This window comes from Lysinibacillus sphaericus OT4b.31 (assembly GCF_000392615.1).
In the GTDB taxonomy this organism is placed as follows: Bacteria; Bacillota; Bacilli; order Bacillales_A; family Planococcaceae; genus Lysinibacillus; species Lysinibacillus sphaericus_B.
In genome coordinates this window covers 232,142-247,834 of sequence record NZ_KB933398.1, presented here as the reverse complement: position 1 = coordinate 247,834, position 15,693 = coordinate 232,142, and the positions used below count along the sequence as shown (strand labels likewise).

Here is a 15,693-nt window from a genome sequence, read left to right as displayed (position 1 = left end):
CGCAGCCCGCATCTCATCGATTTTCATATAACACAAAAACGCTAAAATCACCGTAGATTTTAGCGTTTTTTTATTAACAATCCTGCAAGCCTTCCAGTAATTTTTGCATCTCTTCGATTTGACAGCATAATGTTTTAATCATGCATTGGAGAATCGGAATTAACTCTTGGCAAATACAGAATCTCAATACATTTTGCGCTAATCGTACGCCTCCTTGATGATGGATAATCATTTTTTGGATATAATTCACATTAATACTATTAGAAATTGGTGGCGCACACATTGCCTGGAACATGACTTCCGTTATTTCCTTAAACGTACACATATATTCATATAATTCATATTCTGAATTTTGCACGATACAGCATCTATTTTGTATTGCTTCTAGATTTTCTACTATTTCAGAATGAGTATTTATTATTTCTAATGCGAAGTTTTGAACAGGGATATTTGTTGTATAACGTAAAACGTTTTCTGACATTTTAATAGCAGCTACTTGATGCGGAATTATTTGTTTGATGAAATTCTCTGATATGCTACATGTAATGGTAACATAGGTCATACCCTGCATCATTTTATTAAGGATTTTTTGATATTCCTCTAAATATGCCTGTGTTACATTACTAAGTTCAATTGGTTTAGACATTAGACACACTCCTTTCAGAGTAATGTATGCCCTGTAGGTTGTTGTGTAATAGACATTTGTACCAACAGATCACCTAAAACTATATACCTTTGTATTTATATGTATTTAAGCATTTTCGACAGATGCACTTATTAGGTTGTTGAGTTACCGCTTCCAAGATATTTTCAGGAAAGCTCTCCTTCATACACCAGCAAGTATTGTTACCTTGAGCCAGCTCGCAATGATTTTCTTGTTCACATATTGGGCAACACTTTTCACCTGTAGGCAATTGCATGCACTCCTTTCTACTCGTGATATTGTACTGTACAAAATCAGAAGTACGAAATACAAATATATTTCGCACTCCCTTTAGGCAATCATGAATTATTCTTAAATGACTGATTTTCCATTTTTATTTCTTGAATGTTCGTATCACTATAGATTGCTGTCCCCTGTCCACCATTTTTAGCTAACAGCTCTTTTACTTCATTGTAGGATAACCCAGAAGCTGCATTTTTCCTTTTTACCTCGTTAATGTTCGTACCTGAAGAAGTGAACAACGCTTTATGATTATCACTCATACAAATACCTCCATTTCTATAATTCATCCGGCTGCAGTTCAATCAGTTCGTCGCCTTCTCTTTTCACTCTTTTATTGAGCTCAGCAATTGGTATGATATCCACTGTTTGCATGTCTTCGTGCAAATCGAAAATACTAATTGTATCCGATTCCACCATGTCTGGTTTATCCTTACTGGCTAAGTTCATAAACATTTTTTTGTCATGCGGTACATTTTCTTTGTCCATCATTCCACACTCCTTTATCTATAATGTGTGTAAAGGTGAACAGATTATGTGTCTTCAGCGTTTACCTTTAACATGGACTACTTTTTCACTTTATGTTTTGTTTTATCTACACGATGGTATTCAGAGATTTGAATTACTCGGACATTTTTTGTATGCAGTTCATGATAAATTCCTCTACTATCTGTAAATGAAATATATTGATCTCGCTCGTTTCGTACCAATTGCTCAGCTTTTTCTTGCGATTCAATATGAATAAATCTTCGGACATAATGCATTTCATCAAAAAAATAAGTAATTTTAAATTCCTTCATTATTAAATGCTCCCCTACTATCAGATATACCTTGCGCTTAACTTAACCGCTATTTCCACACTTCATCCTTTGCTAAATCACTTTCGGCACTTTCTCTACTCCAAGCATAAAATACACTATAACAACTAATAGCGGGAGGTGGTTACACTGATTCATACCGTCAAAGCAGGCGAAACATTATCTCAAATCGCTAGAGATTATCGTACCCCTTTGTCATCAATAATTTCCGCAAATCCAGGAATTAATCCAAATGTTCTTTATATCGGGCAACAAATTGTCATACCGGGTTTTCCAGATCCTAATACAATCCCTTATCAAATCGATATTTCCATCGAAAATCGTTGGTTACGGCTATTCAAAGATGGCATCCTTCAAAAACAATATCCTATTGCCGTCGGTAGAATGTTACATGGTACACCTGTAGGTAGTTTTATTATCATTAATAAAGCGCCTAATCCAGGTGGACCTTTTGGTACAATGTGGATGAGTTTATCTAAAGAACACTATGGCATTCATGGAACCAATGACCCTAGTTCTATTGGTCATGCCGTTTCACGCGGCTGTATACGTATGCATAATCACGATGTGGAGGAACTTGCTAGTATCGTTCCCATCGGTACAGCAGTATCCATTCACCCCTAGTAGCCTTCCACTCCAATCAACGATAGCGTAGCACTTTTTGACACGATTGTGCTTGTTGTGAAGCTTCGCTTTAGCACATAAACCCCTGTTGCGGAAGAATCGTACTATACATTAGAGTGACACCTGCGAGTGAAGCGGCTCATCAGACGCCCCCAGGAAAGTGCTCAGTTGGAACGGAAATCAACGGCTCGTTTTGCCGAAGAGTCATACTTTATTTAATAGGACACCTTTTATAGTTTTTCAACAACATGAAACAACTTTGCAATTATTTTATATGCATAGTTGTTTTTCTTTGTTCTTTGATTATGTATCAAAAGTATAAGATACATCACCTGAAGCAATACTAAAAAGTATTGTAGTAAGTTAAAAATAGGAGGAAATAATTTTGGCCATGACAGACAATACATTATCCATTTTCGCCTTAGGTGGCATCAATGAAATCGGTAAAAATATGTATGTTGTACAATACGGAAACGATATGGTAATTATCGATTGTGGTGCTAAGTTTCCAGATGAAAGCTTATTGGGCATTGATTTGATTATCCCCGATATTACTTATTTACAGGAAAATAAAGAGAAGATAAAAGCACTGATTGTGACACATGGACACGAGGATCATATTGGTGGTATTCCTTATCTTTTAAAAAAATTAAATGTTCCTATTTATGCAACTCGTTTTACACTCGGGTTAATTGAGTTAAAGCTAAAAGAGCATAAACTTTTGAGAGAGACAGACCTAATAGAAATACATTCTGAGTCCGCGTTAAAACTCGGGCTTATGGACGTTAGTTTTTTCAGAACGAACCATAGTATACCTGATTGCTTAGGTATCGTTTTTCACACCCCTGAAGGTAATGTTGTACACACTGGCGACTTTAAATTCGATTTAACCCCTGTGAACAATCAATATGCTGATATTCATAAAATGGCCGAAATTGGTACGCAGGGTGTACTAGTGCTTATATCTGAAAGTACGAATGCCGAACGACCTGGGTTAACACCATCAGAACAACTTGTCGGAGGTCATATTGAAGAAGCTTTTTTTCATGCCGATCGCAAAGTCATCATCTCTACATTTGCCTCTAATGTAAATCGTATTCAACAGATTGTCGACGCAACAATTGCAACAAAAAGAAAGCTTGCATTACTTGGACGTAGTATGGTGAATGTTGTAGAAGTCGCTTTAGAACGAGGGTATCTAACTATACCTGACGACATGCTAATCGATGCACGTGAAGTAAAGTATCTTCCACCTGAAGAAGTAGTGGTTTTATGTACAGGGAGTCAGGGTGAGCCATTAGCTGCGCTTTCTCGCTTAGCCAGCGGAAATCATCGTGAGGTTAAAGTTTTACCTGATGATACAATCATTTTAGCAGCTTCTCCTATTCCTGGGAATGAGAAAGGTGTTTCACGAATCGTCGACAATTTATTTCAGCTAGGGGCAAAAGTAATTTATGGATCTGCAAGTAACACGGGGATGCATGTTTCTGGACATGGCTACCAAGAAGATTTAAAGCTGATGTTGACCTTCATGAAACCAAAATTTTTCATACCCATTCATGGTGAATTCCGTATGTTACACCAGCATCGGCTGTTAGCAGAAGCGGTAGGCGTCAAAAGAGGCCATACCTTTATCATGAAAAATGGGGACGTGGTTGATATTGAAAATGCCAAGGCAAGACAAACACGCAAGATTCCATCCGGCGATACGTATGTTGATGGAATTGGTATAGGTGAGGTTGAAGGGATTGTATTACGTGACCGCAAACAACTATCTGAAGACGGTATGCTCGTTATTGTTTTAACGATCAGTAAGGAGAATGGTACGATTATTGCGGAACCAGATACCATTTCACGCGGTTTTGTTTATGCAAAAGATTCAGAAATGTTACTACGCAAAGTAGATGTCCTCGTCAAAACAACAGTTAGTGAATTGCAAGAAGAAAATAAACAGCAAATATTCGTCTTAAAAAAAGAAATAAAAAAAGTAGTGGGCCAATATCTCTTTTCTCAAACGAAGCGAAAACCAATGATATTGCCAATTATCATTGAAATTTGACATGAGCTAGTAGAGGCGCCCCGAAGATTAGCTTAAAAGCGTTGCATCTATAAGACATCATACATGCTAGATAGGGGCTGTCTCTTAAAACAAAAACGCCCGTCTGCCTATATGGTAAAATGCCGCTTCACTTTCTTTCCACAGGCAAGCATGAGCCGCATCGGTGGGTCTTATGCTCATGCTCATGCTCTTGCTCTTGCTTTTCCTGTTCCTACGTTTTTCACGCATTCGTCGCAAATACGAGTGCAGGAATCTAGAATACCTCTACGTATATTGTTTTTACTTTAGGAACATCCACAATCTATCGTTAAACATAGCAAACGGTTCATGTAAGAGCTACTTGTACCACTTAGCACTGACTCATATTTTTTTTACACAATTGTTCTATAAAATTATCAGGTTGTTGAATTTCCTTGAAAAGATCTCCTTTAAAGATTTTATGAAGCAAGGAAATATAACAGTTTTGAACTTGATCAAACCCTAAATTTAAGTGTCTTGTATGGCTTTCAGCTTGCATCGAAATATCGTTAAAATGCTGCGGTAAATCTTCTACCAATGTTATTAAGGAGTCTCTATTTTTTATTAAAAGCTGCATCGCATTTAACAACTGCACGATTTTCGTTTGCATTTCAATTCCTGGGACATCTACAGTTAGATGAGACAAATGTTGCCAATCATTACCTAACTGATACCAATTGAGGTAATGCAATAAATAATCACTTAAAATGATGGATTCATTTGGGATGATAGCTACATTATCATTTGCAATGCAAACTTCAGTTTCACATTGATATATCTTTTTTTCAGTACCACTCCTACCACTTTTAGCGAGAATGATTGTCTTTGCAGGCACTTTAACACACTTAAAATGCTTTATATTTGAGAAATAATGCATATTCGGTACTGATAACCCGGCAACAATTAAAACAATTTCTTTTAATCTATAACGTTTTAGCATGCTTGTATCCCCCATTTTTATTTACTTTGTCTACAACATATCTGCTTGAAGTTTTTTACTTATTCTTATGTATCTTTCTTAAATTTCGCACGAACAAATAATACCTCTCTCTATTGTACCATTTTAATGTAACTTTTTCTCCATTATACAAATATAATGGTATATGCATTTCAAAGGTTTTTCTCTAGTTTTTTACATAGAGGTGAATGATATGTCAGACTTTTTAAAGCTTGTAGGCGAACAACTCCGTATCATTAGAGTTTCTAAGGGACTTAGTCAAGAAGAAGTTGCAGAAAAAACGGGGAAGTTAGGTTTTAGTAAAGGTCGAATCTCAAATATTGAGCATGGTCAATCGAATATCACATTAAGCACATTAGAGATGCTTATGAAGGCGTTAGATATTGCACCTGAAGAACTGTTTAATTTCCAAAAGTTATCCGGTGTTACCGATATTGAAGAGAAGAATCTAATGCTCGACATTCATCGCTCATTACTAAGAGAGCGAGATTTAGATGAAGTAAAATATGTTGTACGTATAACAAAGGATTTTTTAAATACTGTGGATGCACAATCGAAGAAAAACAGCACAAATGGGTAACACTACCATTTGTGCTGTTTTTTAATTTTAAATAGCCCAAAAAAGCAAGCGGCTGTTTTCGAACCAACTATTCCATCCCAAATTTTTGGCGATAGCCACATTTTCTACATAGTTCTTCGACCGCTTCTCGTCTTGAAAATCCTTCAACAATATTATTCGCACGTTCACCCTCTACAATCTCTGTAAATGATGTCTGATTAACATTACCTAGATTGATGACACCCTCACCATCAAGACAACACGGCACAACTGTACCATCAACAAGAATCGCAGCTTGGCTACGTAACGCATGACAAAAACCTTTGCCCTCATCCTCAGGTGCGAGCAGACTAGGCCATCTAAACTCATGGTCCTGATTTAAATAAATATTGTTGGCAATTTTCACGCCTTTGCCCGGCTGAACTTTCTCCTCAATACGATAATCCAGCGTATATTCATTTTCTAAGATTTCTAACGTCTCTCGATTTCTTCTCGCCGCAATATCCGTTACATGTTCTTGTTGTAAATTCCAGAGACGATATGAAATGATTGTATTAAAGTCTTTTGCATCACGGACAAAATCCAATATATCACCTAAATATTTCTCTCGATTTTCTGAGCCCTCATGACCATCAAAGCTATGTAATGAGAAATTGATTTGGCGTAGTGCCGGCTTACCTAACAATTTTTCACGATTCTTTTTAATCAATGTCCCATTGGTCGTAATATTGACCTTAAAGCCCTTGGCGTGTGCAGCATCTAATAACTGATCGATGCGTGGATGTAACAGTGGTTCACCTTTGACATGCAAGTAAATGTATTTGGTATGTGGTCGTATTTCATCAAGTATTTTATTAAATTGTTCTACCTTAATTAGCCCTTTTGCACGTGCAGTCGGCGGACAGAAACTACAAGCCAAATTACAGACACTGGTAATTTCTATATAGACCTTTTTAAATGTTCTCAACGTTTTTTCACCGTTCCAGTTCTATGTTATTCAAATAATCTTATTCATTTTAACAAATTTTCACGATAGCGAGCAGTTATTCATTATTTATTTCTCGTAGGCTAGGTTTATTATGACACTTACTTTGAATTATTTCTATTTCAGCACAAGGCTACACGTACAAGTAAGTTCAAGTTAAGTTAATACGTTAGTAATATACCTAAGTGAAAGGGGTGAGCAAACGATGGCTGGATATAAAGATTTTTCGAGGAGAAACAATTCATCTAAAGAACCGGAAAGAGCACATTCAAAAGATCACGAAAAAGATAATATCACGATTCATCTCACGTTTAATATTGGAAATACGGACATCCATATTGAACAAAGAGCTGAGGGTGGCGGACAGATTAATAAAGATGTGGGGACAAATGCCAACCAAGGTGGGCAAAATGCTTTAAACGGTAGCCGCACAAGAAACCAAAATTCTCAATTTGCTGATGGGAATGGAAGAAGTGGCATAGCCGGTAATGATAATGACGAGGCTGGTGGACAACAAGGAATAAAAGTACGTGATAGCTTAGTAATCGATAGCAAAATACATTCAAGCTCCAATCAAAATCAAGAAGAAAACAAAGATAATTTATAAAGAAACAAGAAAAAAAGAGTAAGCGTTATGGCACCAATGTTACTAACTAATAAAACTTCTATCTGTGGGTTTTATCAGCCCATGATAGAAGTTTTACAATTACACTGATCGCTTATAATTTTTAGTTCCATCATATGAATAAAGAACAGGTTTTGCATCAACACACGTTTCCAAGTGCACCGGTCGCCCCCACAGTTGATAAATGTACGGTAATACATTCTCTAAATATCGTGGGTCAAGCTCCATCCCCTCATAACCATGCACTAAATATAACTCCCCATTCCGTAAGTAGTCGCCATTTTTCACCACGATATACGGAAACCCACCATTTACCCGGATGGATACGAGCTGATCACGCACCATTTCATGATCTTTGTCAGTAATACGGTATTCATTGCCTTTTTTCTGAAACAAATAAAGGTCCTCTTGTTTTGCTAAATCCTTTGTTAAATAATTTCGGATAAAAGAAATATCCGATTCAATCTCTCTCACCTCAAACATTTTCTCGCGACCCGAGTTCGGCTCAACGCCTAACTTTCTCATTTCTTCTGTAGGGTTATTATATCGTTGTTCAATATCCTCAAAAATTTTCAGCCCAAGATAATAAGGGTTAATTGATGTTTTAGACGGTTGCACAACGCCTGCATTTAATTTTGCATATTCTATGGTCTCTGTAGTTGTGAGCTTGAGCTCGCGCATAATTCGTTGATGCCAATAGGACGCCCAGCCTTCATTCATAATTTTCGTTTCTAATTGCGGCCAAAAATAAAGCATTTCCTCACGCATCATTGTTAAAATATCGCGCTGCCACTCCTCTAGCTCTCTACTATGTTCCTCAATAAACAGTAATAAATCCTTTTCTGGCTTTGACGGAAACTGCTTTAATCTTCTTCGAACCGTTCTATGTTCTTGTTCTTTTTCATCTAAACTCCAAAGATCATCATATGGTGATCTTGACGCAATAATTTCTTCTTCGTCCTCTTCCTCATTACCGGTAAACAGCTTAGGTCGTATGATAGATGGGTCGATATGCTCTTGAATGGCTAACACCGCATCTAAAAACTGTTCAACCTCATCCTTGCCGTACTCTCTTTCATAGCTAGCTATTCGTTCAGCTGTTGCAGTCATGCTCTCGACCATATCTCGTCTTGTATTGGAAAAGCGCACATTATTTTTGAAAAAATCACAGTGTGCCAATACATGGGCAATAATTAGCTTATTTTGAGTTAATGAATTCGTATCAAGTAAAAATGCATAGCATGGGTCCGAGTTAATGACCAATTCATAAATTTGGCTTAACCCTAAATCATATTGCAATTTCATTTTATGGAATTGTTTCCCGAAACTCCAATGCGAAAAACGCGTAGGCATTCCATATGCACCAAATGTATAAATAATATCTGCTGGACATATTTCGTATCGCATCGTGTAAAAATCTAAACCGAAACCTGCCGCAATTTCTGTTATTTCATCAATCGCTCGGTGAAGCTCATTCTCCATTTTTCGCTCCCTCCTTTGGAATTGCATACTCAGTACTGCCCATCTTTAATCTTCAAATTAAGATTCGCTTTTTTGGAAAAAGCTTTTTAATGCATCGTAAACATCACTTTTTTTCTTCAAAATATGATGCCTAAATTTCTCATCTTCAATTTTTTTATACGTATACATAAGTGTAGAAAAGCGGTTATGCTGATTTACTTCACCGTATCCGAACATACTTGAAACATCCATTAACTCGCCAACTAACTTCAAGCATTTCTCATTATCCATCGAAATGTTTTCACCGTCCGAAAAATGAACCGGATAAATATTGTAGCGAGTCGGATTATATTTTTCACCAATTAGTTCCAAGGCTTTAATATAGGCAGATGAACAAATGGTTCCTCCACTTTCTCCTTTAGTAAAAAACTCTTCCTCCGTCACCACCTTGGCTTCCGTATGATGTGCGATAAATTCAATTTCTACAGTTTGGTACTTTGAACGTAAAAATCTAGTCATCCAAAAGAAAAAGCTTCTGGCACAATATTTTTCAAAGGAACCCATGGAACCACTTGTATCCATCATGGCAAGGACTACTGCCTTCGATTCTGGCTTTTCTACTTCATCCCATGTTTTAAAGCGCAAATCATCATTATGAATCGGAGTAATTTCTGCCTTTCCCAGCATGGCATTACGCTTCAGCGCATTTAAAATTGTACGCTTCTTATCGACATTGCCCATAAGCCCTTTTTTTCTTATATCATTAAATTCAACCTTTTCGGTTTTAATATCTTCTTTTTCTTTTTGCTGTAAATTCGGCAGCTCCAACTCTTTAAATAACACATTTTGTATTTCTTCGATGCTTACCTCTGCCTCATAGTAATCATTACCAGGCTTATCACCGGCTTCTTTACCTTGGCCATTGCCTTGATTACCTCTACTTGGTTCACGTGCTACAACATCCCCTACATTACTATCCCCTTGTCCTTGGCCTACATGTTTCGAGTTATCGTAGTTGTAGCGAATTTTATATTCATCAAGAGAGCGTATAGGTATCTTGATAACCTCACGACCATTGGACATGATGATACTTTCTTCACTCACTAAATCTGGTAAATTATTTTTAATGGCATCTTTTACTTTTTCCATATGACGTTGTTGATCTTGGTGCCCTTTACGATGGAGGGACCAATTTTCCTGAGAGATGGCATATCGTTTATTCTGGTTTTCAGTCATTTTTATCCTCACCCATCTATCAAATTTGCATTTTTTCTATACTATGCTTGTGATCACCTATGTTGCACTTTTTTAGAGAAATCAATTACACCTCGACGGGGCCTGCGCTCGGTTTTGAATTATATAAGCACAATTCAAAACTGCAACATGTGCCACAATTTTTAGGACTTCGATGTACATTACGCAGGGACTGCCACAGGACGTGGCGATTTAAGTATGGAGTCCTTTCATTCATTTGACGTCCCTCCGCTAAATGAATGAAGATAAAAAGAGTGCCCTAGGGACACTCCTATTCAGTCTTTATCGATTCAGTAGACTACCTACATATTGTAATAATTCATTTGCAGACGTTGTGTTATAACCATGTTCATCAACAAGTCTTGCCACAACCTCATTGATTTTCTTAAGTTGCGATTCATCCGGCATTTTGGAAGACGTTGTAATTTTCACAACATCTTTTAAGTCTGCAAATAGTTTCTTTTGAATTGCTTCTCTTAATCTTTCATGAGAATTATAATCAAATCTTTTGCCTTTTCTTGCATACGCAGAAATACGGATTAAAATTTCCTCACGGAAAGCCTTTTTGGCATTTTCTGAAATGCCGATTTGTTCTTCAATTGAACGCATCAATTTTTCGTCTGGATTCATTTCCTCACCAGTCAAACGATCAAAAATTTTGTTTTTATTACAAAAAGCCTCAACGTTATCGAGATAATTATTCATCAGTGTTTTCGCCGACTCTTCATACGAATAAACAAACGCTTTTTGCACTTCATTTTTCGCAATATCATCATACTCTCTTCTAGCAACAGCAATATAATTCATATATTTTTCTCGATCTTCCTGTGAGATCGAAGCATGCTGATCCAGTCCATCCTTCAGTGAACGTAGAACATCTAACGCATTTATAGACGGTATTTCTTTTCGAATAATGGCTGAAGAAATTCGATTAATAATATACCGTGGATCAATACCGTTCATGCCTTCGTTTGGAAACTCTTTTTTAAGCTCCTCTAAGTCAACGGAATTAAATCCCTCCACATTTTCTCCGTCGTACAAGCGCATTTTTTTAATAAGATCCACACCTTGTTTCTTCGGAACTTCAAGCCTTGTTAGAACCGAAAAGATTGCTGCGGCCTTCAATGCATGTGGTGCAATATGAACATGAGAAATATCGCTTTCTCTAATCATCTTTTGGTAAATCAATTCTTCCTGACTAACTTTCAAATTATAAGGAATCGGCATCACAATAATTCGCGAATGTAATGCTTCGTTTTTCTTATTCGATATGAATGAACGATACTCGGTTTCGTTTGTATGTGCCACTATTAACTCATCTGCACTAATCAATGCGAATCTTCCCGCCTTAAAATTACCTTCCTGAGTTAATGACAATAAGTTCCACAAGAATTTCTCGTCTAATTTCAGCATTTCTTGGAATTCCATCATCCCTCGATTGGCCTTGTTTAACTCTCCATCAAAGCGATAAGCGCGAGGGTCAGATTCTGAACCAAACACACCAATTGTCGAGAAATCAATGCTGCCCGTCAAATCAGCAATATCTTGAGATTTTGGGTCAGAAGGAGTAAAAGTTCCGATGCCTACTCGTTTGTCTTCTGAAAAAGTAATACGTTCAATTATGACATTTTCAATACGTCCATCATATTCCTTTTCAAGACGCATCGTATTTAAAGGCGATAAACTACCCTCAATCCGTATACCATACTCCTCGAAAAATTCTTTACGTAAATGATGAGGAATTAAATGTAGAGGATCTTCATGCATTGGACATCCCTTAATTGCGAAGACTGCTCCCTCATCCGTGCGCGAATATTGCTCAAGTCCACGTTTCAGCAAGGTCACAATCGTTGATTTACCGCCACTTACTGGCCCCATTAGTAATAAAATTCGCTTCCTAACATCCAATCTCCGTGCTGCTGGATGGAAATACTCCTCCACCAATCTTTCAATTGCTGTTTCAAGCCCAAAAATTTCTTGACCAAAAAACTGATACATCTTTTGCCCATCGCGTTCCTCTAAACCTGCACTTTTAATCATATTATAGACGCGTGAATGGGCAGTTTGAGCAACTTCAGGTCTTTCCTTAATAATGCTTAAATAATCTGCAAATGTACCTTCCCACTTCAGTCGATTTTCTTCTTCGCGATAGCTCTTCACTTTGTTTAAAATGTTGATAGCCTTCCCTCCATTCAGGGCTTGATTTATAACATAGTATGAAATAAGAGACATTATGATACCCAATACTTTTTTGCATTCTTTAAATATTCCCATGCATAGTGAGTAAATTGTTGCCAAACTACACTACAGTCCTAGGTTAGTTAAGAAAACACTTCACAAAAAAATTCATTTTATGGTCCTAAACCAAGAGTAACGCTTTAATTGTTTCTGAATGAAAATTTGCCTCACAATAGTCGCAAGTCGATTTCCGTTGATTGTACTTTGTTGTACAAACCATACTCATGAAATAATTAAATTCGGTTATTCTAACTGTAGAAAGGAGGTTCATTTATTGAGTCATCGTCATCTAATTTTCCTTGGAACATTGTTGCTATTATGTAGTTTTACTCTCCCCATTGTTACATTGGCAAAAGAAAAACCCTCTGAAGAGGAAATTTTGCAACAGCGTATGTCCTATTATGTACAATTTGATGAATTATTGATTCCATGGCACTTCTTAGCAGCTATCGACCAATTTGAACGCAATTTACAATCGGTCCGCTCAGATATACCCAAGCGCGAAAGTTATATTGCCATTCGATTTTCGGACGAGTATTGGTCAGGGGCATTGAACCCTGTAAAGGAAGATACAATCCCCGAAACCATCAGTTTTTTCGGAGGAATGGGGCTTGATGGCGATGGTGATGGTATTGCAAGTCCTAACGATGATGAAGATGTCATATTCTCCATGGCCAGTTATTTAAGGAAGTTTGGCTCGACAGACGAGGATTTTAAATTAGCTTTATGGGAATATTACGGAAGCGAAGAAGCTGTCAATCAAATCACTACAATTTCCACTTTGTATAGACATTTCAAAACAACAGATCTTGATGCACATACCTTTCCAATTCCTGTCCGCAACAATTACAGCTTTAGAGGCACATGGGGCGCTAACAGAGGTTGGGGAGGGAGACGAATACATGAAGGAACCGACATTTTTGCTAGCTACGGGACGCCTGTCCTATCCACTTCTTATGGTGTAGTTGAAGTAAAAGGCTGGAATCAATTTGGTGGATGGCGGATTGGCGTTCGTGATAATCATAATTCCTATCATTATTATGCCCACCTCGGTAGCTTTCATAAGGAAATCGAGATTGGAGACATTGTAGAACCTGGAACAGTTCTCGGTTATGTTGGTAGTTCCGGCTACGGCAAAGAAGGAACATCCGGAAAATTCCCACCCCATCTTCATTACGGCATCTACAAGTTCAATGGGCGTACGGAATGGGCATTTGATCCTTATCCGTCATTACTGCAATGGGAGCGACAAGCGAAAAAAGCAAAGTAGTACAGTTTAAGGTTGTTCAATAAGCATTTTTCAACTTATTGAATAGCCTTATCTCTTTACATAAATGAAATTATTGAACTGTAAAAATCTAACTATGCAATGATTTGAAATTTCTCTATAATTGTAATAAATAAATAAATTTAACTGGAGAATGGATATGATAGTGAAAACAAAGCCTTTAAAAATCCAACTTAAACAAACACAAAATCCGCTTGAAGATTTCGTGCTCATCAATAACAATAATCAAACTGCTGTTAGTAAAGAAATCCTTTTTGTAAGATATATCGGCGTTCCAAATACTATCGAACATTACATTGACAATATTAAGCGCATCGACGAACATTTTACTTCAAGTCCCAATACTTCCTACTTACGTTTAGGTGGTCTCGAAGCAATATCAAATAAAAATGATATTAATAGGCTAGCAAATATTTGGGATAATTGGCAGACTGTCATCGATAATCCTAGTGCTGATAAGAATTTAATCTATCAAACCCCTCTATGCTTGGTATTAGATAACGAGATTCTTGAATGGACGAAAAAAATCACCTTTATTAAAATTGTGGCAATGTATAAGAAAACCAATCCCAATTCCAATGCAACCTTATTAAAAAATTTTGTTGTGAAATTTTTGAACTGGATAGAAGCCTATTTACCAAAGCTTTTTAAGAAGTCGCCTAGCCTATCTCCAAAAGTAATTTTTATCGGCGATATTAAACATCATGAATTATTATTTTTGTATTTCTTATCTAGGCTTGGCTGTGATGTATGCTATATGAACCCGAAAGAGGACATTGTCAATTTGTGCCCTGAAATAGAATCATTCTCAACACGATATACATGCAGTGCCCTATATTCAGCCGACGTAACAATACCTGAATTTATACCTGCAACAAATATAGAACCAATCCCCTTGGCTCCTATACCAAATACAATTACACAATCGGTGCTGGTCAATACTACTAAACAGCGCCAAAAACTAGTTAATGCTAGTGAATTAAGTTATGAGCAGTTAGCTGGGCTATCAAACTCCGTTGTCATGATTAAAGTTTACGATGAAGAAAATAAAATTATGTGCAGCGGTTCAGGTGTTATTATCCATAGTAGTGGTTATATTTTAACGAATCTACATGTAGTTGGAGGAGGACATTACTACTCGGTTATATATGAAAATGATACGCAAGAATATCTTACAGATCATTTTATTAAATATCATCAGCTATATGACTTGGCAATTATTAAAGTGGATAAAGACTGCTCACCACTCACGTTAAAAACTGATGACAATTTAGTTAGAGGCCAAAAGATTGTTGCTATAGGTAGTCCATTAGGGTTATTTAATTCCTTTTCCGATGGCATCGTATCAGGCTTCAGAGACCTTGATAGCATTCCCATGATACAATTCACTGCCCCTATTTCTAACGGAAGCTCTGGCGGTGCGCTGTTGGATATGTTTGGAAGGCTAGTTGGCCTAATAACTGGTGGTTTTGATAGAGGACAAAATTTAAATCTAGCAGTACCTTCCGATAAAATATATGAATTTGCACAAAACTTTATTGAACATACGAACTAGCTTATTGTTCTAGAGGCTAACCAACTTACACGTGCAAATCACACCCGAAACATGAAAATAATATGTACCTTTAACTTAGGGTGCTGTCCAATCAGCTTTGGACAGCATTTTTATTTAGAAAGTTTTAATCATCTCGTTTTCTCTATTGTTATTTAGCTAAAATTAGAGGTGAGAATTTTCACATTAGTTTACTTAAATACATTGCAATCGACATACCACTACATACATTTAACTATAAAATAGAAGTTAGCGATCTTAACTTTCTAAAGCTTTATACTAAAAAAACTATTTTTAAAATTCCGATTAAA

General features: G+C 36.8%; 16 protein-coding genes. 6 read left to right on the top strand and 10 right to left on the bottom strand.

Annotation, left to right across the window (positions count from 1 at the left end; translation table 11 throughout):
* Nucleotides 1-73: 73 nt before the first annotated feature.
* From H131_RS01150 to H131_RS01135, 5 genes are all read right to left on the bottom strand, one after another.
* A complete protein-coding gene (locus H131_RS01150; protein ID WP_010857202.1) occupies nucleotides 74-646 on the bottom strand; it encodes a DUF305 domain-containing protein in 573 nt (190 codons plus the stop codon).
* A gap of 79 nt (nucleotides 647-725) precedes the next feature.
* The gene (locus H131_RS23360; RefSeq protein ID WP_230491807.1) at nucleotides 726-920 is read right to left on the bottom strand and encodes a cysteine-rich CWC family protein; all 195 of its coding nucleotides are present in this window, start codon (nucleotides 918-920) and stop codon (nucleotides 726-728) included.
* An 82-nt stretch (nucleotides 921-1,002) separates the two neighbouring features.
* Nucleotides 1,003-1,206 (bottom strand): hypothetical protein, encoded by a 204-nt coding sequence (locus H131_RS01145; RefSeq protein WP_010857201.1) that lies wholly within the window; start codon nucleotides 1,204-1,206, stop codon nucleotides 1,003-1,005.
* Nucleotides 1,207-1,222: 16 nt separating this feature from the next.
* Nucleotides 1,223-1,435, bottom strand: coding sequence for a hypothetical protein (locus H131_RS01140; protein WP_230491806.1), 213 nt, complete (start codon nucleotides 1,433-1,435; stop codon nucleotides 1,223-1,225).
* A 74-nt stretch (nucleotides 1,436-1,509) separates the two neighbouring features.
* Nucleotides 1,510-1,743 (bottom strand): hypothetical protein, encoded by a 234-nt coding sequence (locus tag H131_RS01135; RefSeq protein ID WP_010857199.1) that lies wholly within the window; start codon nucleotides 1,741-1,743, stop codon nucleotides 1,510-1,512.
* 147 nt (nucleotides 1,744-1,890) lie between these two features.
* On the opposite strand from H131_RS01135, the gene H131_RS01130 reads away from it, so the two are divergent.
* Together H131_RS01130 and H131_RS01125 are read left to right on the top strand one after the other, a co-directional pair.
* Nucleotides 1,891-2,385, top strand: coding sequence for a L,D-transpeptidase family protein (locus tag H131_RS01130; protein ID WP_036130899.1), 495 nt, complete (start codon nucleotides 1,891-1,893; stop codon nucleotides 2,383-2,385).
* A 391-nt stretch (nucleotides 2,386-2,776) separates the two neighbouring features.
* Nucleotides 2,777-4,444, top strand: a complete 1,668-nt coding sequence (locus H131_RS01125; protein ID WP_155242480.1) for a ribonuclease J — start codon at nucleotides 2,777-2,779, stop codon at nucleotides 4,442-4,444.
* Between the two features lie 349 nt (nucleotides 4,445-4,793).
* Here H131_RS01125 and H131_RS01120 read toward each other — a convergent pair whose 3' ends face one another.
* A complete protein-coding gene (locus H131_RS01120; protein WP_010857196.1) occupies nucleotides 4,794-5,402 on the bottom strand; it encodes a restriction endonuclease subunit S domain-containing protein in 609 nt (202 codons plus the stop codon).
* 211 nt (nucleotides 5,403-5,613) lie between these two features.
* Here H131_RS01120 and H131_RS01115 point away from each other — a divergent pair, with 211 nt between their 5' ends.
* Nucleotides 5,614-6,000 (top strand): helix-turn-helix domain-containing protein, encoded by a 387-nt coding sequence (locus H131_RS01115; RefSeq protein WP_010857195.1) that lies wholly within the window; start codon nucleotides 5,614-5,616, stop codon nucleotides 5,998-6,000.
* 67 nt (nucleotides 6,001-6,067) lie between these two features.
* Here the strand turns inward: H131_RS01115 and H131_RS01110 are convergent, their stop codons facing one another.
* A complete protein-coding gene (locus H131_RS01110) occupies nucleotides 6,068-6,946 on the bottom strand; it encodes a radical SAM/SPASM domain-containing protein (RefSeq protein WP_010857194.1) in 879 nt (292 codons plus the stop codon).
* A 223-nt stretch (nucleotides 6,947-7,169) separates the two neighbouring features.
* Between H131_RS01110 and H131_RS01105 the strand changes: the two genes are divergently transcribed.
* Nucleotides 7,170-7,571 (top strand): hypothetical protein, encoded by a 402-nt coding sequence (locus H131_RS01105; RefSeq protein ID WP_010857193.1) that lies wholly within the window; start codon nucleotides 7,170-7,172, stop codon nucleotides 7,569-7,571.
* Between the two features lie 99 nt (nucleotides 7,572-7,670).
* On the opposite strand, the gene H131_RS01100 is transcribed toward H131_RS01105, so the two are convergent.
* From H131_RS01100 to H131_RS01090, 3 genes are all read right to left on the bottom strand, one after another.
* Complete coding sequence (locus H131_RS01100; RefSeq protein ID WP_010857192.1) at nucleotides 7,671-9,071, bottom strand: SpoVR family protein; 1,401 nt, start codon at nucleotides 9,069-9,071, stop codon at nucleotides 7,671-7,673.
* 57 nt (nucleotides 9,072-9,128) lie between these two features.
* Nucleotides 9,129-10,286, bottom strand: a complete 1,158-nt coding sequence (gene yhbH / locus H131_RS01095) for a sporulation protein YhbH (protein WP_010857191.1) — start codon at nucleotides 10,284-10,286, stop codon at nucleotides 9,129-9,131.
* Nucleotides 10,287-10,586: 300 nt separating this feature from the next.
* Nucleotides 10,587-12,482, bottom strand: a complete 1,896-nt coding sequence (locus H131_RS01090; RefSeq protein WP_036130893.1) for a PrkA family serine protein kinase — start codon at nucleotides 12,480-12,482, stop codon at nucleotides 10,587-10,589.
* 334 nt (nucleotides 12,483-12,816) lie between these two features.
* On the opposite strand from H131_RS01090, the gene H131_RS01085 reads away from it, so the two are divergent.
* Nucleotides 12,817-13,812: a M23 family metallopeptidase gene (locus tag H131_RS01085; RefSeq protein ID WP_010857189.1), complete on the top strand. Its 996-nt coding sequence runs from the start codon at nucleotides 12,817-12,819 to the stop codon at nucleotides 13,810-13,812.
* A gap of 157 nt (nucleotides 13,813-13,969) precedes the next feature.
* On the top strand, nucleotides 13,970-15,385 hold the full coding sequence (locus tag H131_RS01080; protein WP_010857188.1) for a YceG family protein: 1,416 nt from the start codon (nucleotides 13,970-13,972) through the stop codon (nucleotides 15,383-15,385).
* Nucleotides 15,386-15,693: the final 308 nt, after the last annotated feature.

Bases quoted from the DNA above. Each gene is read 5' to 3' on its own strand.
- H131_RS01150 (WP_010857202.1), bottom strand. From the start codon at position 646: ATGTCTAAACCAATTGAACTTAGTAATGTAACACAGGCATATTTAGAG.
- H131_RS23360 (WP_230491807.1), bottom strand. From the start codon at position 920: ATGCAATTGCCTACAGGTGAAAAGTGTTGCCCAATATGTGAACAAGAA.
- H131_RS01145 (WP_010857201.1), bottom strand. From the start codon at position 1,206: ATGAGTGATAATCATAAAGCGTTGTTCACTTCTTCAGGTACGAACATT.
- H131_RS01140 (WP_230491806.1), bottom strand. From the start codon at position 1,435: ATGATGGACAAAGAAAATGTACCGCATGACAAAAAAATGTTTATGAAC.
- H131_RS01135 (WP_010857199.1), bottom strand. From the start codon at position 1,743: ATGAAGGAATTTAAAATTACTTATTTTTTTGATGAAATGCATTATGTC.
- H131_RS01125 (WP_155242480.1), top strand. From the start codon at position 2,777: ATGACAGACAATACATTATCCATTTTCGCCTTAGGTGGCATCAATGAA.
- H131_RS01120 (WP_010857196.1), bottom strand. From the start codon at position 5,402: ATGCTAAAACGTTATAGATTAAAAGAAATTGTTTTAATTGTTGCCGGG.
- H131_RS01115 (WP_010857195.1), top strand. From the start codon at position 5,614: ATGTCAGACTTTTTAAAGCTTGTAGGCGAACAACTCCGTATCATTAGA.
- H131_RS01105 (WP_010857193.1), top strand. From the start codon at position 7,170: ATGGCTGGATATAAAGATTTTTCGAGGAGAAACAATTCATCTAAAGAA.
- H131_RS01100 (WP_010857192.1), bottom strand. From the start codon at position 9,071: ATGGAGAATGAGCTTCACCGAGCGATTGATGAAATAACAGAAATTGCG.
- yhbH (WP_010857191.1), bottom strand. From the start codon at position 10,286: ATGACTGAAAACCAGAATAAACGATATGCCATCTCTCAGGAAAATTGG.
- H131_RS01080 (WP_010857188.1), top strand. From the start codon at position 13,970: ATGATAGTGAAAACAAAGCCTTTAAAAATCCAACTTAAACAAACACAA.